The organism is Rhizobium sp. GN54, from assembly GCF_021026345.1.
GTDB lineage: Bacteria > Pseudomonadota > Alphaproteobacteria > Rhizobiales > Rhizobiaceae > Mycoplana.
Window position 1 is genome coordinate 94,366 of record NZ_JAJNCZ010000010.1, and the last position, 18,618, is coordinate 112,983.

Consider the following 18,618-nt stretch of genomic DNA (forward strand, 5'->3'; position numbering starts at 1 on the left):
CCGGTTCAGCGGATCGAAACGGACTTGCCGGAGACGACGATCCGGACATTGTCGGTAAACGGGCGAACATCGAGGAACTTCGCGCCATCGATATCGCGGAAGGCGGCGACCACGCCGATCGCCGCAGGCGCCGTCGGGAAGCTGCGGGTATTGTTGACTGTGCGGCCCGGAGCCAGCTGGAATTCGTCGACGGCGATCAGGTCGGCGCCGAGTGCGGCCTGGGGTGAATTGAAGACCGTGAAGAAGTCCGAAGTCCGGAAGGTTCCGCTCGAAGTGAGATAGTAAACCTTGACCTTCGCCGGCGCGCCGCCGTTCATGTCGTTCGTGCCGGCGATGGAGAGCTGGACGGTCGTCGCCGCTGGTCCGGTTGCGGCGCAACCGAAAAGGGCGAGGAATCCTGCCAGGGCGAATATTGAGCGGATGAGGGACATGGTCCGTTCCTTCTAGAGTTTGCGGAGTTGTGCTTGATAGGCCCGTGCGAATTCGCGACCGAAGGCGGACTGGAAGTCGTCTTCGGTCTCCTTCGCGATCTGGGCGTACATCTTTTCGTAGGCTTCCCAGTAACGGGCCTTCTTGCCGGCCAGCAGGCTGCCAAGCGTCGTTCCGGACTCGATGCGGGCCGACAGCTGATCGGGGCCGAGCCGCTGGAGCAGGTCCTTCAACGCCGCCTGCATGCCGGACATCATCGCCACTTCATGGGCGCGAATGTCGTTCAGCGCTTCGGCGGTGGCCGCGTCGGCATCAAGATAGCCACGCACCGTCGGGCGGATCATCGCCTCGATCGCCTGTTCCGGACTGATCGAGAATTTCAGCGGATTGTTGCCACTCGAGCCGATCATGGTGCGGTCCATGCGCATCTCGCTCTTGATCGAGGCGCGGGTCATCAGGATTTCCCGCATGCCGGTGACCATGGCTGCGAACACGCCGCCGAGCCGCTTCATGATGTCCTCCAGTTCGGCGGGAGGGATGTTCAGGTGGCTCGCGCCCGCGCCGGCGAGAAACGCCCGTGCCGCGGCATCGCCTGTCGCCGGCGACGTGGGCGTCGGAGGGACACTGGCCGCGGCCGGCTGAACCGGGGTGGCGGAAACCGAAGGGAAGGAAGGCGGAGGGGGCGGCGGCGCGAAAGCGGGAGCCGCCGGCGGTGGTTCGAATGCCGGAGGTGCGGGAGGTGCCGGCTGGGGTGCCGATTGGGCGGCGGGTTCCTGTGGCGCCGGGGCAAAGAGCTCGTCCCAGTCGTCCGGGATCGCCGAGGACTGAACGGCCGGAACGGCGAAATAGTCCTGCGATGTCGGGCGATGATCAGAGATGCTCGCACCTTGCGAAGGCGACGGCTGGCCGCCGAGGAAGCTGTCGGCACCAGGCAGCACCGCCGACAACGGGTCGTCGGGGAGAGCGGGGCTGTTCCAGGACGGGGCGCCGGCGACGGGAGCGCTCGAGCCGAGCAGGTCGTCGAGCGGGTCATGGCCCGGCGTCACCATGCCGGCCAGGAAGTCGTCCAGGCCGGACGTCGGATGCGCACCGGCGGATGGAACGGGAGCGATCACGCTGTCTGCGGCCGGTGGCAGCGGCTGTACGGCGCGAGCATTGTGCGCCGCAGCCGCGATCTCGACGGTCAACTCGAACGAACCGAGTTGGATCACGTCGCCATGGTTGAGCGGCGTGGGGATCGTGCCGAGACGTTCAGTACCATAGTTCAGAAACGTGCCGTTCGTGCTGATGTCGATGATGACATAGTCGCCATTGCGCTCCTCGAGCACGCAGTGGCGCTTGGACAGCTGGCGGTCCGGATCCGGCAGGGCGAGATCGTTTTCCTCGCCGCGCCCGATGGTCAGCGCGCCATTGACCATGTCGATCGTGTTGCGTCCATTGGGAAGCGTGCCCGAGGACATCAGTCGCAGTGTGAGACCCATGGCGCTATCCTCCCACCAGAACTGTGACGCAGCCCATGACGATCGCGCCGCCATGGGCGCAGGTGTCACCCAGCCGGGCCTGGGGCTTCTTGCCGGTCAGGACCGTGGCCGAGCCCTTGGCGATCATGTCCGGCGGACCGATGCAGACGGCCATGGCGGTTGCGGTCGCGGCCGGCATCTTGCCGATCAGCACGGTCGGGCAGGGCACGGCGATCGGGCCTCCCACATGCGGGATGACCCCGGTCAGCATCGGGCACACATGATTGTCGGCGACGCGCGCGGCGGGCAGGGTCATGGCGTCGCCTCGCTGCCGGGCATGGCTCGGCCAGCGGCGCCGGCGCCGGCATTGCCGCTGCCACCCCGGGCGATATCGAGTGCGCGGGCGAGAAGCAGCGGACCGCGCGTTCCGACCTGTTCCTCGTTATGGAACAGCGAGGTGAGCGCCATGCCGAATACCGCGCCACCCACGGCGCCGGGCGGCGCCTGGTAGTCCTCGAGTTCGCCGGGGCCGAGCGTGCCGTCGGCGAAGCTGGCCGCCATGGCGCAGAGAAAGGTCTCGTCCTCGTTTCCGGCGCTGTCCAGCGCCTCGCGGGCACGGGTCCGGCTCTCGACGCCGGGCTGGTAGACCCATGCCTCGGCGGCCTTCAGGGAGGCGGGGATGGTGGCGCCTTCGGGAACGATGTCGCGCGCCGACAGGCAGGCCCACCAAGTCGCCTCGCGGGCGGGAAGGCTGTGGGCGAGAAGCTGCAGCATGTCGATCAGCGCGCCTTTTGTCTCCAGTTCCGCCAGCACGTCGGCGATCGAGGCGCTGGCGGCGGCCTCCAGCCGTGTCCGCAGCACGACATTGCCTTGCGCAAGGATCCTGGCCGCCGGAATGCCGGGCAGTTTCTTCAGATCGCGATAGGGAGAACCGTCTGTCATCGCCGTGCCCATCAGTTGATCATCGTCAGAGCGCCCTTGGCGATCAGCAGGCCGGAGGATTTCAGCTGGGTCATGCCGCCGCCCTCGAGCTTCAGCATGCCGCCACCCTTCAGCGAGGCCTGTCCCTGGCCTTCCATCGTCAGCTGGGCACCGGCCGTCACCTTGGCGGTGGCGGTGGCCTTCACCTCGATCTGGGTGGAGGAAATCGTGATCTTCGCCGGCGTCATCTCGATCTGCGAGCCGCCGCAGACCAGCGTGATCTTCGACCCGGCCGAGATTTTCAGCGTCGTTCCGACATCTATGTCGTAGCTCTTGCCGATATCGTCGGACTTCACGCCGGTGATGGCGACGGCCTGGTCGGCCTTGACGGTCAGCTTGTCATCATTGCCGATCGTGGTGGTACGCTTCTGGGCGATCGAGATCGCCTCCTCGCCCTTGGCGACGGTGAAGCTGTGGTTGCCCTCGCGAATGGTCTCGGTCTTGTCGCCATGGATGGTCTGGCGCAAGGTGCCGCCCTTGCGATGCTCCAGGCCGACAGTGATCTCCGCATTGTTCTTGACGATCTGCGTGTAGTCGCGCTCGGCCTGGAAGCGCACGAGCTCCGCGTCCCGCTTGTCGTCGAAGACGAGCTCGTTGAAGCCGCCGCCGCCTTTCGAGCTGTTGGTCTTCAGCCCGACCTGGGTCTGGTTGGCGGGCAGGGTATAGGGCAATCTGGTATCGCCGTTGTAGACCATGCCGGTGATCAGCGGACGGTCGAGATCACCTTCCTCGAACTGGACGACCACTTCCTGGCCGATGCGCGGAACGCCGACCATGCCCCAGCCTTTGCCGCTCCACGGCACGGCGGTGCGGATCCAGCAGGACGACATGTCGTCGCGACGCCCCAGGCGGTCCCAATGGAACTGAACCTTCACCCGGCCATACTGGTCGGTCCAGATTTCCTCGCCCGGCTTTCCGACGACGACGGCGGTCTGCAGGCCGGAATGGGTCGGGCGCGGGGTGACCTGCGGCGCGCGAAATGCCATGTCGACCGGCTGGACCTCGAAGATGCAGCGATAGATGTCGCTGCTGTTGCCACCGTCGAAATCGAGCGTCGGGCCGAGGATTGCATCGATGAATTCGCGGTCCTCGACATCGGCGTCGATCTGCAGCTGGTGGCGGGCATGAATGACGAGATACTCGCTGTTTTCCGCCTTGCGGGGATGTTTCTTCAGCTTGAACTTGTTGCCGGCCGCCATCTGGCGGACATTGCTGACGCCGCGGGAGCGCTGGGCCTGGGCGGCGAAACCCTCGACCTTGACGCGCGCATGATGTTCGCCTTCGCGGATGTCGGCGTGTCGACCCGGATATTCATAGACCTCGTAGGACTTATAGGCATGCTTGCCCTTGGGGAGCGCCTTCACCGATTTCAGGTCGGATCTCGGCTTCTCGAAATCATAGTCCTGCAGGGTGACCTTGCCGGTGCGGATGCTTTCGGCGCCGCGCCATTCGAAGACATGGTCCTCGTTTCGGCGATAGGAGGATTCGCGGAAGTAGAATTCGATCTCGGCGCCGTCCTCGATTTCCTTGTGAGCGCTGGCCTCGTCTGCGAGGACCAGGATCTCCTTCGTCTTCTCGTGGGTGAAATAATAATAGATGCCTTCCTCCTCCATCAGCCGGGAGACAAAGGCGAAATCGGTCTCGTGGTACTGAACGCAATAATTGCGCTTGGGGTAGGGATGCTTGGTCGTGTTCCGGAAGTCGGAAAAACCGTGCTGGCCGAAGATTTCCTTGATCACGTCGATCACCGACTTGTCCTGGAATATCCGGCAGTTCGAGGTCAGCGTCAGGAACCACAGCCACGGCCGCACCTCGGCGCGGAAATAGCCGCGTCCGGCATGGGAACCCAGATATTCGGCGGCGGCGCAGCGCCCCTGGAAATAGCGAATCTTGTCCTTCGGCGCATCGATCTCCAGCCGCAGACGCTCACCGACGATCTTTTGCAGGTCGAGGTCGATATCCGGAGACATGAACTCGATCGTCGCTTCCGTGATCCGGCTCAGGCCTTCCCCGACCTCGGCCCTCATGAGGAAACCCTTGAGGTTGTTGGGAAGCTCGAGGCGGACCTGACGTCCTTCCAGAATGCTGTTGCTGGCCATCGACGGTTTCCTTCGTCCCCGCTCAGTTCGGCTGGGCCAGCTCGACGGCGACCAGCTCGTCGTTCTGCTTCAGACGTGCGACGATGTCGGGATGAACGGCCCACAATTCGCCCGGGGTGACGCCTTCCGGCAACAGCTCGCCCAGCGCCGACATTGAAGGCAGGCCCAGGCAGCGCACCGGCTTGGGATAGGGCTTTTCATTGCTCAACATGGCGCTGAGATGCGCGTCGCCGTCCAGCAGCCAGAAGGATTGCTCCACTTCGACGAGAAGGATGCCTTCATCCCGGTCATCTTCCTGGTTGGTCTCAAGGTGTTGCATCACAGGTTCTCCAGAAGGGCCGCCAGTTCGGGGTCGAGTTCGGAATCCGACGATCCGCCGGTGTCGTCGGCGAACTGGGCAAGCAGGTCATCAAGGCTGACGTCGTCGTCGGAAGCGGTTCCGGTGTCGAGATTGAGATCGAAGTCGGGTTCCGCGCCATCATTCGATTCGGTGGCGGGCGCGGTGTCCCCGGTCTCCGTCGATGGGGCGGCGGCAAACGAGATGATGGTGTCATCCATGCTCGCCGAACGGGTTGGCGTGCCCGCCCAGGGTCCGGCGAGCATGGCGCCACCAAGCGATTGGAACGAGCCCTGGCGGATTTCCGTGCGCCCCTTGACGGACAGGACCGGCATGAAGCCGCGCGCCACGACCTCGGCCGCGCCACGCGTATCCAGCAGCCGCTCGGTGCAGGGCAGCGCGATCTGGTCGCCGTGCTGATCGGTCATGACATGCATGGGAATGTCGCCGAGCGACATGACCTCGCCGAGGCGTATTGTCTTGCCCATGCGGGTCACCGTGGCGGCCATGAGGATGGCCGAGAGGATGGCCGGATTGGCCCACAGCATGCCCTTGAGGCCGCTGCGCAGGGTGAATTCCTCGAAGTCGAACGGCTCGACCGGCTCGGTCCGGCGGCCATAGGGCAGGCGCAGCAGGAAGCGCGGCGCCGCAAGGCCGACATGGGCCGCCTCGGGAAGTGCCCGCAGATCATCCCATGTCCTGGCGACGATCGGATGGCGGTCATGCTTGCGCGTTTCCAGGAATTGCGGGGAGATCGCCGCGACGAAGGGCGCGTTCATCCAGGCCGATATTTTCGACATGCGCGCCAGAAGCTCGGCGTGCGGCGGGGTTTCTTCCAGCGTGTAGAGACCGAACACGGCGGACAGCGGTCCCTGCCGATCATCGAGCCTGGGCTCCTCGGCCAGCATGCGGAACAGCCCGCTTTCCGACAGGTCGTCCTGGGCCGAGAGATCCGCCGCCCATTCCTCGGCGGAGACGTCGTAAAGCACGATTTCGAGGTTTGCACCGGTCTCGATCCGCCGCGCCAGAAGTTCCAGGCTGCGCCAGGTGGCCTCGACCGCCTGAAAATCCGGATGATGGAGAATGGCGCGCATCGCGCCCGAAAGCGCCTCGTCGATGACGGCGAGCATCGTGTCCTGGGCGGGGTCGCGGGCGGCATGAACATAGGGGCCGACGATCCGGGCGATCAGTTCCGTGGCGGGGCTTGCCTGCGTCAGCCGACCCTGGCTGTCGCCGATGAGCGAGCGGAAATCGCCGAGCCTGCGATCGGCCGGTACGGCGCTACCTTTCGCCCGCTTGCGGGACGAAAGGTCGAAGTCTGCGTGAATGCCGGCGAAGCCCTGCAATTCGGCCATGGCCCGCTGATCGCCCCGGGCGACACGCTGGCGAAGACCGGCGAGTTCCTCGAACAGGGCGACATTGTCGTAAAGCGCATCGGGATGCAGGTCGTCGAGGTTCCTCAACGTCACTTCGACGCCCGCGCCGTCCGCGCCGATCGGCAGGACAAGCGTCGTGGCGAAGCGGGCGATCACGGCGTCGATGCTGTCGACGTCGAAGCGGATCGGCTTGCGAGCGGCAAGCTCGTCGCCGATCTCGATTGACCCGCGCACGGCCCGGCCGGAAAAATCGCCAAGAAGCGCAATGCGGAATTTTGCCCGAGGCAGATCGAGCTCGGCGGGTCGTTCCGCCGTCAGGGTGCCGAAGGGGGACAGGATCGCCGCCGCCGGCTCTTCGGTGTCCGCGGTTTCTTCCGTCTCGTCATCGTCGAGGCCGGCGAGGAGGCTGGACAGGTCGTCATCCGTGTCGGGTTCCGTGGCCTCGTCCTGCGAGTCCGCATCGAGCCCACTCAGCAGGGCATCGAGGTCGGCGTCCGGCTCCGCCCCGGTTTCATCGTCGGAGGCGCCGAGATTTTGCAAAAGGGCGTCGAGATCGTCGTCAGCGTCGGGCTGCGGCTCCTCCCCGGCTTCCTCATTCGGCGAAAGCTCGGCAGCCTCCGACAATTCGGGGCTGTCGAGGAAGCTCTCCGGCAGTTCGCTGGCGACGGTGTCCGCCGCATCTTCATCCTCGATGTTCAGCAGCAACAGGGCGTCGATGTCGTCGTCTGGCTCCGCGTCCGATACCTCGTCGGTGTCGTCGCCGAGATTGTTCAACAGCGCATCCAGATCGTCGTCCGCAACCGGATCCGCTTCCGCCGTGTCGTCGGATACCGGTTCGAATTCCTCTATCCGGTCGGCATTGTCAGGGATTTCGGCCTCGTCGGAAGCAGCGACAAGCTTCATCCGGTCCAGTACGGATGCGGTGGCGGCGCTTTCATCGACCGCTTCCGCAACCGGCGTTGCGCGAAGGGAGTTCAGGATCGCATCGACATCGTCGCGCCCGGCAGGCTCCTCGGCATCCGGCACCGCAGCCCGCAGGCTTTCGAGCGCATTCGAGCGGTCGTCGGACGGATTTCCCGACGCGCCGGAAAGTCCGGTCAGCGCCGCGAGCGTGGCGGGATCGGAGATCAGTTTCGCGATCAGATCCTCCGCTCCGGTCTTGCCGTCCATGTAGGTTACGAGATGGCTGAGCTTTGTCCGTGCCTCCAGAAGCTTGCGCAGCGGTTCCACGTTCTTCGCGATCGCCGCCGGAGAAAAGTCCTCCAGGCGCTCGAAGGTCAGGTCGACGGAGAGATTGCCTTCGCCCGTCAGCATGTTGGGCACATGGAAGGCCGCGCGCGGACGGATCGCCTTCATCCGTTCGTCGAAATTGTCGACGTCGATTTCCAGGAACTTGCGATCGGCGACCGCCGGCAGGGGCTCGGCCGAATTGCCGGAGAGATCGGCCATCACGCCCATGACGAAAGGCAGCTGGACCGTCTTTTCCGCTCCGTACACTTCCACGTCATATTCGATCTGCACCCGAGGCGCCCGGTTGCGCGCAACGAATTTCTGACCGCTTTTCGACATCGAACCTTCCCCGAGAACCTGACAATCGGGCGGGTGTCGGAATAGTCGACCACGGCCCTGTTGCTGGTTAGTGCTCGGGAAAGTCAAAGAGGTTCGAACCGGAAGCAAAAAAAACGAAGATCGCCCTTTTGCCGGCGCTCACGCCATTTGCATGGCAGGCAAAAGTGCCGCCCCGCTTGAAAACGGGGCTTTCCCGGGGCCTAGACCGCCAGTTCCTTGATACTGTCGAAAAGCGACCTGACTTCCCCCACGGTTTCGGTGAGGCTGTTGGCTTTCTCGAAAATCGTCTCCTTGTTGAAGGCCTTGAGCTTGTCCATCACGGTGCGGTCATCGACGTCGCCACCGTTTTTCTTGAACATGTCCTGCATGTCGGCCAGATAACGCTCGCGTTTTGTCAGCGTCTCGGTCATCGAGCGAACTTCGCCTTTGAGCTTCATGCAGGCTGCTCCGACCTTGACGCCTTCCTTCAGCGTCGTGGCGGCCTTCATCTCTGTCTGCAGCTTTCCTGCATTCACAGAAACATTATCGATTTTTTGCCGGAATTTGGTCAGGTGATCGCGATAATACTTACGTGTCTTCTCGACCTTGCCTGCGGCGTTATCCACATCCTTCGAGGGTTTTTTCGCTGAGGTGTCCTTTTTCTTTTCGGTGAGGTAGTTGGAGAGCGCGCCTTCGAGGTCCCGTTCCAGTTCGTTCTCTCGCTTTCCGAGCTGGATAATCTCGGCCTGGAGGGTGACCAGCGTGTTCAGAATGCCGACGATAGCCGAAATGTCTGTTCCATGGGACGCGGCGAGCTTGGCGGCGCTTGCGACAAGCTTGATCACGGAGGTCGCGAAGAAAATGGCCGTCTTGACCTGCGCCTCGCGCAGGTTCTCGTTGTCCTTCTTTTCCCTTTCAAATCGCTTCTTGACCTTGTTGTCCGCGTCCTCTTTGGCCGAATCCAGCAGCTCCTGAATCTTCTTGTTCGCGATGGAAGCGATGTACATCGCCTTCGGGTGATCCTCGTCGTCAGGCTTGCCGTCGCCGAGAAGCTCGTTGACCTGCTTGGCCACCGCGAAGGCATAGAGGGTGATTTCCTTCTCCTTTGCCTCCAGTGCCTTGCGCCCTTCCTCCTCCAACCGTTTGAGAAGCGATTCCGGCGCGGGATCTTTACCCCTCGTGGAGACGGTGATCTCCATTCTCACTGTATATCTGGGTATCTCTACGAACTTGCTCTTGGGCCTGTTGCGAACCAGATCGACAATGTAAAACTTGTGCGTGGTTTCCATCGTTTAGAAGTCCTCTTTATTCCAGTATGTTCGTCCTTCAATCGAAGGCGTAGGTGAAATCTCCCTCCGCGATATCGATCGCGATGCGCGCCACCTTGCCGCCTTCGAGCATGCGGGTCAGAACCTCGGTCGAGATTGCCGGCAGCATCGTGTTGGTGACGATGGCGTCGATCATGCGACCGCCGCTTTCCAGCTCCTGGCAGCGCGATACGATCGTGTCGACGACCGCGTCGGAATAGGTGAAGGGCACGTCATAGGTCGCCTTGACGCGTTTGCTGATGCGCTCGAGCTGCAACCGCGTAATCCGGGAAACCATGTCCGGAGAGAGCGGGTAATAGGGGATGGTCACCATCCGGCCGAGCAGGGCAGGGGGAAAGACCTTCAGCAGCGGCTCGCGCAGGGCCTGCGTCATGCCCTCGGGTTCGGGCATCAGTTCGGGATCGGCGCACAGGTCCATGATGACCTCCGAGCCGACATTTGACGTGAGCAGGATGAGCGTGTTGCGGAAATCGATCGCCCGGCCTTCGCCATCCTCCATGATCCCCTTGTCGAAGACCTGGAAGAAGATTTCGTGCACATCGGGATGGGCCTTCTCCACCTCGTCGAGCAGCACGACGGAATAGGGCTTGCGCCGGACCGCCTCGGTCAGCACGCCGCCTTCGCCATAGCCGACATAGCCGGGAGGGGCGCCCTTGAGGCTTGAGACGGTGTGCGCCTCCTGGAATTCCGACATGTTGATGGTGATGACGTTCTGTTCGCCGCCATAGAGGGTCTCGGCCAGCGCCAACGCGGTTTCCGTCTTGCCGACGCCGGACGTGCCGGCCAGCATGAAGACGCCGATCGGCTTCGACGGATTGTCGAGCCCGGCGCGCGATGCCTTGACCCGCCTGGCGATCATCTCCATCGCGTGATCCTGGCCGATCACGCGCTTCGACAGGTGGTCGGCGAGGTTGAGCACGGTGCGGATCTCGTCCTTGACCATGCGCCCGACCGGAATGCCGGTCCAGTCCGAGACGATGGCGCCGACCGCCTGGGCATCGACGATCGGGAACATCAGCGGCGCCTCGCCCTGCAGGGTTGCAAGTTCCGCCTGCTTGCGCCGCAGCTCCGCAATGGCCGCCTCACGCTCGTCGCCCAAGAGCGCCGTGCCGGTCGCGGCGGGGGCCGCTTGCGCGCCGTCCTTTGCCTCGATCGGCTGACCGCCCTCGCGCAGCCGGGCGCGCAGGTCGAGGATTTCGCCGACCAGCGATTTTTCCTTGTCCCAGCGGGCGGTGATCTCGTCGAGCCGCGCACTCTCGGTCGCAAGCTCGGCCTCGACCCTGGCGCGACGGTCCGTCACCTCGGCGCCCGCGGTTTCGTCGCGGCCGATGATTTCCAGCTCCGTCTTCAGGGCATCGATGCGACGCCGGCAATCGTCCACGGGGGCGGGAACCGCGTGCAGGCTGATCGACACGCGGGCGCAGGCGGTGTCGAGCACGCTCACCGACTTGTCGGGAAGCTGCCGGGCCGGGATATAGCGGGCCGAGAGCCTGACGGCCGCCTCAAGCGCCTCGTCGAGGATCTGCACCTTGTGGTACCGTTCCAGCATCGAGGCCGTGCCGCGCATCATCAGGATCGCCTTTGCCTCGTCGGGCTCGGCGACCTGCACCACCTGGAAGCGGCGGGTCAGTGCGGGGTCCTTCTCGATATGCTTCTTGTATTCCGCCCAGGTCGTGGCGCCGATCGTGCGCAGGGTGCCGCGCGCGAGCGCCGGCTTGAGAAGGTTGGCGGCATCGCCCGTGCCGGCAGCACCTCCGGCGCCGACGAGCGTGTGGGTTTCGTCGACGAACATGACGATCGGAACCGGGCTGGCCTGGACTTCCTCGATCACGCTCTTAAGGCGGTTTTCGAACTCGCCCTTCATCGAGGCGCCGGCCTGCAGCAGACCGACGTCGAGGGAGAGAAGCCGTGCTTCGCGAAGTGCCGGCGGCACATCGCCCCGGACGATACGCAGAGCGAAACCCTCGACCACGGCGGTCTTGCCGACGCCGGCCTCGCCGGTGAGGATCGGATTGTTCTGCCGGCGGCGCATCAGCACGTCGATCACCTGGCGGATTTCATCGTCACGTCCGACGATGGCGTCGATCTCGCCCTTGCGGGCCTTCTCGGTCAGGTCGGTGCAGAACTGTTCCAGCGACTTGCCGCCACCCAGCTGGGCGGGCGTGGCGCCCGAAGCCTCGCCCGGTTGGCCGCCGGCGAGCGACGTGCCGTCCTGGGAGGCGAGACCCTCCTCGGGCGAACCGTTCAGGATCTCGTCGAAACGATCGGCCAGATCCTCGACGCGGATCTTGCGAAATTCGCCGGAAATCCCCTCGAACACGCCTTTCAGCTGGGGTGTCTTCAGCATGCCCAGTACCAGGTGACCGGTCCTGACCTGGCTGCTGCCGAACTGCAGCGAGGCATGAACCCAGGCCCGTTCGACCGCGTCTTCCAGGTGAGGCGAGAGATCGGAAATGGAGGTCGACCCACGCGGCAGGGCGTCAAGGCTGCGCACAAGATCGGAGGCGACCCGCGCCGGCTCCAGCTCGTAGTGGCGGGCGATGCGATGCAGGTCGCTGTCCTGCCCCTGCAGGATCTGGTGCACCCAGTGAACCAGCTCGACATAGGGATTGCCGCGCATCTTGCAGAAGACGGTGGCGCTTTCGATCGACTGGAAGCCCAGCCGGTTCAATTTTCCAAACAGCGCGACGCGGCTGATGTCAGACATGGTCGTCCTTCCCGATGGCTGGCTCAGGGCGCATGCTGCGCCGGAGCCGTGAGATACAGATCGTCGGCGTCGGCGGCCGGTCGCACGCCTATCCAGGTGGTGTGTCCAAGCGCTCCGGAACGGCCGAGGACGCTTGGCGGCACCTGGTTCCTGTCGAGCACCAGGTTTGCCTCCCATTCCAGAGTGTCGCCGGCATAGCCGCGGATGAGTGCTGCCAGCCGCTTGAGGCTCTGGCCGCCCGGCAGCAGGCGACGGTAGTCCTCGAGCGAGAGCGGACCCATACGGATGCGAAACCGGGCTTCGCGCGACCAGACTTTCTCGCCGAGACTGGCGCAACCGCCGAGGCTGGCATTGCCCAGACGGCCGCGATCATGGGGTTCCAGATGCAGCCAACTGCCGACAAAGCTTTCGATCGAGATCTCCGCGCGGAAGAAGCGTGCCAGGATCGCCTTGAGGCCGGCCTCGCTGCGCGGGGCGGTCGCGAGCAGGCCGGCGAAATGCCGCTTGGCAAGATCAGGCATGGCGTCACGGCATTCGAAGTTTTCGCCGGCCAGGCCGGCGAGGGCGTCGAGCTTGGTGCCGAAGGGATCATCGTCGGGGCGGTCGAAGGAGGGGGCCGGTTCGCCGGTTGCCCATGCCCGGTAGAGAAGCGACATCATGCGATGGTGGAAGACGTCGGCGAAGGCGACGATCGTCGGGTCCTGGTGGTTCCGCTGCCGGTCGCGGGCATATTCGGTCAGATGCAGCGGCAGCGCGCCGTTGGGGCCGAAGAGCCCGAAGAACCGCTGCGTCAGGAGATGGCGGCCGGTTTCCGGATCGCTGGAGAAGGCCGAGAGCGTGGAGGTCGGAAAGGCGAGCTCCGGCGCCTGTGACAGACGGACCGCATCCTGCGAAGGACGGCGCGACCGTCCGAGGCGCGGACGGTCGGAATGGGTGGCCTCGATCAACCGCAAGGCCTGAAAGATGTGATGGGACTGCGGGTCCTGTCCGAGCGCGGCCAGGCGGCTCAGATCAGGACCCGCCTCCCGCTTTTGGCCGGCCATCTCGCGATGTCCCCCCGCTGCTGTGAATGAATGACGGTCTCGGTAAAGCTGTTGAGCGATACGTATTTGGCGAAGAACGCCTCCAGCACCGCGCCGAGCAGGTAGCAGCCGGACCCTTCGAAGAAGCTCTCGTCGAAGCCGACGCGGACCTCGAGCCCGCGCACGGCGGTGGAGAGCACCTGTTCGGCCATGCGGCGGACGATCGGTCTTGAGCTGACGGAGATCAGCCCTTCCATCTGCTTGGCGAGGGCCGGTTCGCCCAAGGGGGTGTAAAGGCCGATCAGTTCGCGCAGGGCATTGGCCCCCTTGCCGCGATCCGCATCGGCCAGCGAGAGATAGTTGAGGCTCAGATGGCTGACGAGCTGCCAGGCGCGGACACCTTCGGCCAGGCTCTGGCGCGGCCGTGTGGGCGGCACGATCGCGCGGACTTCGGAGGCCGGACCTCCATCGGGAAGGGTGAAATCGGTCTCCGCTCCGCCGATCGCGGTCAGCATCGGCAGGTCGCGATTGGTGCACAGCGCCCTGACGGCCAGTTGTTTCACATGACTGGGATAGGGCGCCTGCTTGCGGTCGCTGAGCGAGAGATAGATTTCCGCGCCGAGATAGGAGGTCCGCGTACCCTTCAGCCGCTGCTTCTCCGAGCGCTGACGCATCCGGCGACGGACATTGTAATAGGCGTCGTGGGTATCGGCGAAGGGGGTGAAATCCTGGGCGCTGTAGAAGGGACGGAAGGAAATGTCTTCGGCCCCGTCCCCAGCAATCCCGATGACGTCCTCGAGCTGATAGATCTCGTAGTCGAGCGGTGCCGTGCGGTCGACGGTCACGAGATGGTCGATCTCGGTGCCGGCCACCGCCACCCGGTCGCAGCGCTTGGAAAAGAGATTGATCGCCGGAACCGCGAACATGTCGAAGCTTCGGGCGGTGATCGATTTCAACGCCGGATTGCCCTCGGCCAGCAGGATGTAGATATCGAGATCGTCGCCTTCCGCCCGTCGAACCGCGGGCTGCAGCCCGCCGAGATCGATGAAGAAGAACCGCTGCGGCATGGCGAAATATTCCTGCAACAGCCGGTAGCCCTCGAAGGACTGGCCGGGGACCGGCAGGAGGGCTTCCTCGGGCTCGAAGCCGCGTGGGCGGATGGTCTTTCCAAGCGAGAGCGACCAGTCCTGCCGCCGGTCCGTCGAGCGTCCTGCCAGACCGAGACCCTGGGCCAGGATCGCCTCGTACAGACGCCAGGCCTCGGCACCGGCGCCCGAGAGATGAAGCGTCAGGCGATCGAGCGGCAGTTTGCTAAGCGGTGCGCCGCCATTGCGCCGGATACGAAGGCGCAGTGCCGCCTTGGCGGCGTTGTCCTTCGCCAGTCCCGCTGCCACCAGTTCGCTGCGGCCCTCGACATATTCCGCTTCGGCAAGCTCGATCGGCCACAGGGTCAGGTCCTGCGATGTCCGGAACTGGCAGGCGGTCTGCTCGCCATCCGTCAGCCGGCCGCGAAGAGACGTGCCGCGCGGCAGGGTGAAGCCGTCGTTTATGCCGCCCTGGGCCGCATCCGGCACCATCCGGACAATGGTCATGGAAGGGGTCGGCGCCAGGAAATGCGGATAGACGATTTCCAGCAGGTTCTGCGTGAAGACCGGGTACTGCAGTTCGAGTTCCAGCTGCACGCGGGCCGAGAGGAAAGCAAAACCCTCGAGCAGGCGCTCGACATAGGGATCGAGCACCTCGATCTGCTTCATGCCCAGCCGGGCGGCGATCTTCGGATAGGCCTCGGCGAATTCCGCGCCCATCTCCCGGATGTAGCCCAGCTCGTTTTCGTAGTGTTTGAGAAGCCGCGTATCCATGCCGTCACCCTTGCCGCGTCAGTGTGATCTCGCCATTGGTCACGTCGAGCGCCGTGCGCAGGTAGAGATCGACAGGCACAGGTTCGGCCCAGAGTTCGCCGCGAATGTCGAAGGAGATGACGGCACCGCCGCCGCTGTCCTGTCGCATCTCGATGTCGAGCGTCTGCGGCAGGATGCGCGGCTCGAAAGTCTCGATCGCCTTGCGCAATGCCAGCCTGATTTCGTCGGCCCGGATACGGGTGCTGGACGACCCGGACAGTGTGGGAGTGCCGTAGTTCAGCACGGAAGCGGCGACATTGGGAAAGAGCGCCAGGTCATGCTCGGCCTCTATGTTCGACGTATTGAGCAGCCAGGCGAGGTCGCGCTGGATGATCTCGCGAAGCCTTGCGATGTCGATCATGCGGCCGGAACCCGCTTCCGCCATGCTGCGGGGCGCGTCGTCTGTCAGCCGGTCGAGCAGCGAGGGCTGCAGCCGTTCCGCGAGCAATCGGTCAGCCATTGTCGGCAGCCGCCTCCTCTGACTGCCCGATCGTCAGCTCGCGAAGGTCCATGAGCGCGCAATCCCCGGTATCGGTGGCCAGCAGGCGTTGGCCGACGGCTGCGGTGGCGCCCGTTTCGGCACCAAGCCAGTCGGTGGTGAGTGCCAGACGGTGGCGGCTGCCGGCGGCCTCGGCGGTTCCGGCATAGCGCGTGGGGATCAGCACGACCGCGTCACCGCCGTTCGACCAGGTGACGTCGGCCGGCATCCAGACCCGGTCCCTGAGATCGGCCGGCGGTTTCATGACGATCCGTGAGATCGCGGTGAGCGGCGCCCAGAAATAGCGACCGTTGACGATGATTTCGAGAAGCGGGCCGAGCCGCGGATCCGCATCGGCGATCCAGGAGAACGCAGTGCCGTTCAGCTGGCCGGGCATGGCGGTGGCCGTGTCGAAGGCACGCAGTCGCAGCTCTTCGGCGGCACGGTGATTGCCCTCGGCTTCCAGCCGCAGCGCCTCGACCATCCATGCGATCCAATCCTGCGGCTCGCCGAAGACAAGCGGCTGTTTCTCGCCACGAAACACCTTTTCCCGGGTGATCTCGCAGATGATCGCCGTGCGATACATGTGCGCCATGTCGCTCGCCTGTGGGTCGAGCGTGGCGCAGGTCTTGAGCTGGGCGATCGCCCGCTGCCATTGGCCCTGCACGCAGAGCAACTGGAACAGGAAGATGCGCAGGCGGCTGTCTTGCGGCGTCTTGCGGATCGTGTCCTGCAAGGCGGCAAGAGCGCCTTCGAGATCGCCCAGTTTGAGAAGTTGCTCGGCTGTCATGGTTTCCGGTCTTGTCGCGATGGATGAAGGTTCGTCGGGCCGGAGCTGGCCGGCCCGGCGAATTGGGGTCCTGGACCTTACTTGACCTCGTAGGTCGCCCGGTTCATGACGCGGCTCCACTTGGTCTCGCCCTGCCCGCCGGACGCCTTGGTCATGCGGCCGTCCTTGCCCTGCTTGAAATACTCGATCTTGATCGCGCCATATTCGAACTGGATCTTTTCGTCGGCCGAGTCTTCACCGGCACTCCAGGCCATTTCGGCGATCATCACCAGCTTGAAATGGACCTTCATGAAGGTGGTGCCGGAACTGCTGGTGCTGCCACCGGAACGACGCAACTCGAGGATCGCCTCATCGAAATGCTTGCCGGAGCACAGTGCGGAAAACAGGCCGCATGAGCCGGTGTCGGTGCGCTTTTCGACCGAAACAGGGTCAAAATCAGCCTTGCCGGCGCCGCCACCACCCGTAGACGAGCCGATGTTGATCTTGTTCTTGATGGTGAAATCGAAGTTCTTCAGTTCGAAGGCGCGCTTCTCGGACATATCTCCATCGAGGGTTTCGCCGACGACGTCCGTCTGACCGGGGAAATAGAGGAAGGCATCAATGGACATGGAATGTTCCTTTCAATCATGGATATGATGGGATTAGGAGAGTGGGACGGTCAGTTCCCGCCTCTCTGGGAGGGCAGCTTGGACACCAGGCGCAGCGACACGGTGAGCCCTTCAAGCTGATAATGCGGACGAAGGAAGAACTTCGAGGTGTAGTAGCCGGGATTGCCCTCGACCTCTTCCACCAGCACTTCTGCGGCTGCCAGGGGATGCCTCGCTTTCACCTCTTCCGGTGAGGTTTCCGCGTTGAAGTCGACATAGTTGTTGATCCAGTCCTGAAGCCAGGTCTGCATGTCCGCGCGTTCACGGAACGAGCCGACCTTGTCGCGGACGATGCACTTCAGGTAGTGGGCGAAGCGGCAGGTGGCGAACATGTAGGGCAGGCGTGCCGCGAGGTTCGCGTTCGCCGTCGCATCCGGATCATCGTATTCCGCCGGCTTCTGCAGCGACTGGGCGCCGATGAAGGTCGCCATGTCGCTATTCTTGCGGTGGATCAGCGGCATCATGCCGTTGCGCGCCAGCTCGGCCTCGCGGCGGTCCGAGATCGCGATCTCGGTCGGGCACTTCATGTCCACGCCGCCGTCATCGGTCGGGAAGGTGTGGGTCGGCAGGTCGTCCAGGGTGCCGCCCGATTCCACGCCGCGGATGCGCGTGCACCAGCCGTATTGCTTGAACGAACGGGTGACGTTGCGCGCCATGCCGTAGGCGGCGTTGACCCAGCAGTATTTGTCGGACGAGGCGCCCTCGGTGTCTTCCTGGAAGGCGAACTCGTCGACCGGATCGGTCTTGTCGCCATAGGGCTGGCGACCGAGGAAACGCGGCATGGCAAGGCCGATATAGCGGCTGTCCTCGCTTTCGCGGAGAGAGCGCCAGGCCGCGTATTCCGGGGTCTGGAAGATCTTCGTCAGGTCGCGCGGATTGGCGAGTTCAGACCAGCTGTCCATCTGGAACAGCGACGGGGCCGCTGCGGTCAGGAAAGGCGCATGGGCCGCCGCCGCCACCTTCGACATCTCGCCGAGCAGCTCGACGTCCTGCGGGCTGTGATCGAAATAGTAGTCGCCGACGAGGCAGCCATAGGGCTCGCCGCCGAACTGGCCGTATTCCTCTTCATAGAGCTTCTTGAAGATCGGCGACTGATCCCAGGCCGTGCCCTTGAACTTGCGCAGGGTCTTGGAAAGATCCTTCTTCGAGACGTTGAAGACGCGGATCTTCAGCATCTCGTCCGTCTCGGTATTGTTGACGAGGAAATGCAGGCCGCGCCACGCGCTTTCCAGCTTCTGCAGGTCGGCATGGTGGAGGATCAGGTTGACCTGCTCGGTGAGCTTCCGGTCGATTTCGGCGATGATGCTCTCGATGGAGCGGAGCGCGTCGTTGGAGACGAGCTTCTCGTTCAGGAGAACCTGTTCGGCCAGCGTCCGCACCGCTTCCTCGACGGCGGAGCGCGCCTGATCCGACTTCGGGCGAAACTCCTTCTGGAGCAGGGATGCGAATTCGCTGGAGGCGAAGATGGTCTCGGTTGCCGGTTCGGACCCGGCTGCCAGGTGCGTCGTATCGTTCACG

The 18,618-nt window shown here is 64.1% G+C and carries 15 protein-coding genes and 1 pseudogene; all 16 read right to left on the reverse strand.

The genetic code is table 11. The annotated features are described in order from the left end of the window. Positions 1–5: 5 nt before the first annotated feature. The 16 genes and pseudogenes from tssJ to tssC all read right to left on the reverse strand — a co-directional run bounded on the left by tssJ (position 6) and on the right by tssC (position 18,599). Entirely contained in the window at positions 6–431 is a 426-nt protein-coding gene (gene tssJ / locus LQK81_RS21695; protein WP_230808476.1) for a type VI secretion system lipoprotein TssJ, read from the reverse strand. A 12-nt stretch (positions 432–443) separates the two neighbouring features. Then, positions 444–1,910, reverse strand: a complete 1,467-nt coding sequence (tagH, locus tag LQK81_RS21700; RefSeq protein ID WP_230808478.1) for a type VI secretion system-associated FHA domain protein TagH — start codon at positions 1,908–1,910, stop codon at positions 444–446. Between the two features lie 4 nt (positions 1,911–1,914). Further along, complete coding sequence (locus LQK81_RS21705; protein WP_230808479.1) at positions 1,915–2,205, reverse strand: PAAR domain-containing protein; 291 nt, start codon at positions 2,203–2,205, stop codon at positions 1,915–1,917. Further along, positions 2,202–2,831, reverse strand: coding sequence for a DUF6931 family protein (locus LQK81_RS21710; protein ID WP_230808481.1), 630 nt, complete (start codon positions 2,829–2,831; stop codon positions 2,202–2,204). The genes LQK81_RS21705 and LQK81_RS21710 overlap by 4 nt, the downstream gene beginning before the upstream one ends. 11 nt (positions 2,832–2,842) lie before the next feature. Next, positions 2,843–4,969 (reverse strand): type VI secretion system Vgr family protein, encoded by a 2,127-nt coding sequence (locus LQK81_RS21715; RefSeq protein WP_230808482.1) that lies wholly within the window; start codon positions 4,967–4,969, stop codon positions 2,843–2,845. A gap of 22 nt (positions 4,970–4,991) precedes the next feature. Continuing rightward, positions 4,992–5,288 (reverse strand): hypothetical protein, encoded by a 297-nt coding sequence (locus LQK81_RS21720; protein WP_230808483.1) that lies wholly within the window; start codon positions 5,286–5,288, stop codon positions 4,992–4,994. Continuing rightward, complete coding sequence (locus LQK81_RS21725; protein ID WP_230808577.1) at positions 5,288–7,585, reverse strand: type VI secretion system contractile sheath domain-containing protein; 2,298 nt, start codon at positions 7,583–7,585, stop codon at positions 5,288–5,290. The genes LQK81_RS21720 and LQK81_RS21725 overlap by 1 nt, the downstream gene beginning before the upstream one ends. Before the next feature lie 195 nt (positions 7,586–7,780). After that, positions 7,781–8,251, reverse strand: a pseudogene (tssB, locus tag LQK81_RS21730) (type VI secretion system contractile sheath small subunit); the annotation flags it as partial. Positions 8,252–8,451: 200 nt separating this feature from the next. Next, positions 8,452–9,429 (reverse strand): hypothetical protein, encoded by a 978-nt coding sequence (locus LQK81_RS21735; protein ID WP_230808484.1) that lies wholly within the window; start codon positions 9,427–9,429, stop codon positions 8,452–8,454. A 127-nt stretch (positions 9,430–9,556) separates the two neighbouring features. Next, positions 9,557–12,265 (reverse strand): type VI secretion system ATPase TssH, encoded by a 2,709-nt coding sequence (tssH, locus tag LQK81_RS21740; protein WP_230808485.1) that lies wholly within the window; start codon positions 12,263–12,265, stop codon positions 9,557–9,559. 23 nt (positions 12,266–12,288) lie between these two features. Continuing rightward, positions 12,289–13,308 (reverse strand): type VI secretion system baseplate subunit TssG, encoded by a 1,020-nt coding sequence (gene tssG, locus LQK81_RS21745; RefSeq protein WP_230808488.1) that lies wholly within the window; start codon positions 13,306–13,308, stop codon positions 12,289–12,291. After that, on the reverse strand, positions 13,272–15,146 hold the full coding sequence (gene tssF, locus LQK81_RS21750) for a type VI secretion system baseplate subunit TssF (RefSeq protein WP_230808489.1): 1,875 nt from the start codon (positions 15,144–15,146) through the stop codon (positions 13,272–13,274). The genes tssG and tssF overlap by 37 nt, the downstream gene beginning before the upstream one ends. Before the next feature lie 4 nt (positions 15,147–15,150). Continuing rightward, a complete protein-coding gene (gene tssE, locus LQK81_RS21755; protein ID WP_230808491.1) occupies positions 15,151–15,645 on the reverse strand; it encodes a type VI secretion system baseplate subunit TssE in 495 nt (164 codons plus the stop codon). Beyond that, positions 15,638–16,453, reverse strand: coding sequence for a type VI secretion system accessory protein TagJ (locus LQK81_RS21760; protein WP_230808492.1), 816 nt, complete (start codon positions 16,451–16,453; stop codon positions 15,638–15,640). The genes tssE and LQK81_RS21760 overlap by 8 nt, the downstream gene beginning before the upstream one ends. A 77-nt stretch (positions 16,454–16,530) precedes the next feature. Beyond that, positions 16,531–17,061: a type VI secretion system tube protein Hcp gene (locus LQK81_RS21765; RefSeq protein ID WP_230808493.1), complete on the reverse strand. Its 531-nt coding sequence runs from the start codon at positions 17,059–17,061 to the stop codon at positions 16,531–16,533. 50 nt (positions 17,062–17,111) lie between these two features. After that, positions 17,112–18,599 (reverse strand): type VI secretion system contractile sheath large subunit, encoded by a 1,488-nt coding sequence (tssC, locus tag LQK81_RS21770; protein WP_230808578.1) that lies wholly within the window; start codon positions 18,597–18,599, stop codon positions 17,112–17,114. Between the last annotated feature and the right edge of the window lie 19 nt (positions 18,600–18,618).

Excerpts from the sequence above, each read along its gene's own strand:
- tssJ (WP_230808476.1), bottom strand. The coding sequence starts at position 431 with ATGTCCCTCATCCGCTCAATATTCGCCCTGGCAGGATTCCTCGCCCTT.
- tagH (WP_230808478.1), bottom strand. The coding sequence starts at position 1,910 with ATGGGTCTCACACTGCGACTGATGTCCTCGGGCACGCTTCCCAATGGA.
- LQK81_RS21705 (WP_230808479.1), bottom strand. The coding sequence starts at position 2,205 with ATGACCCTGCCCGCCGCGCGCGTCGCCGACAATCATGTGTGCCCGATG.
- LQK81_RS21710 (WP_230808481.1), bottom strand. The coding sequence starts at position 2,831 with ATGACAGACGGTTCTCCCTATCGCGATCTGAAGAAACTGCCCGGCATT.
- LQK81_RS21715 (WP_230808482.1), bottom strand. The coding sequence starts at position 4,969 with ATGGCCAGCAACAGCATTCTGGAAGGACGTCAGGTCCGCCTCGAGCTT.
- LQK81_RS21720 (WP_230808483.1), bottom strand. The coding sequence starts at position 5,288 with ATGCAACACCTTGAGACCAACCAGGAAGATGACCGGGATGAAGGCATC.
- LQK81_RS21725 (WP_230808577.1), bottom strand. The coding sequence starts at position 7,585 with ATGAAGCTTGTCGCTGCTTCCGACGAGGCCGAAATCCCTGACAATGCC.
- LQK81_RS21735 (WP_230808484.1), bottom strand. The coding sequence starts at position 9,429 with ATGGAGATCACCGTCTCCACGAGGGGTAAAGATCCCGCGCCGGAATCG.
- tssH (WP_230808485.1), bottom strand. The coding sequence starts at position 12,265 with ATGTCTGACATCAGCCGCGTCGCGCTGTTTGGAAAATTGAACCGGCTG.
- tssG (WP_230808488.1), bottom strand. The coding sequence starts at position 13,308 with ATGGCCGGCCAAAAGCGGGAGGCGGGTCCTGATCTGAGCCGCCTGGCC.
- tssF (WP_230808489.1), bottom strand. The coding sequence starts at position 15,146 with ATGGATACGCGGCTTCTCAAACACTACGAAAACGAGCTGGGCTACATC.
- tssE (WP_230808491.1), bottom strand. The coding sequence starts at position 15,645 with ATGGCTGACCGATTGCTCGCGGAACGGCTGCAGCCCTCGCTGCTCGAC.
- LQK81_RS21760 (WP_230808492.1), bottom strand. The coding sequence starts at position 16,453 with ATGACAGCCGAGCAACTTCTCAAACTGGGCGATCTCGAAGGCGCTCTT.
- LQK81_RS21765 (WP_230808493.1), bottom strand. The coding sequence starts at position 17,061 with ATGTCCATTGATGCCTTCCTCTATTTCCCCGGTCAGACGGACGTCGTC.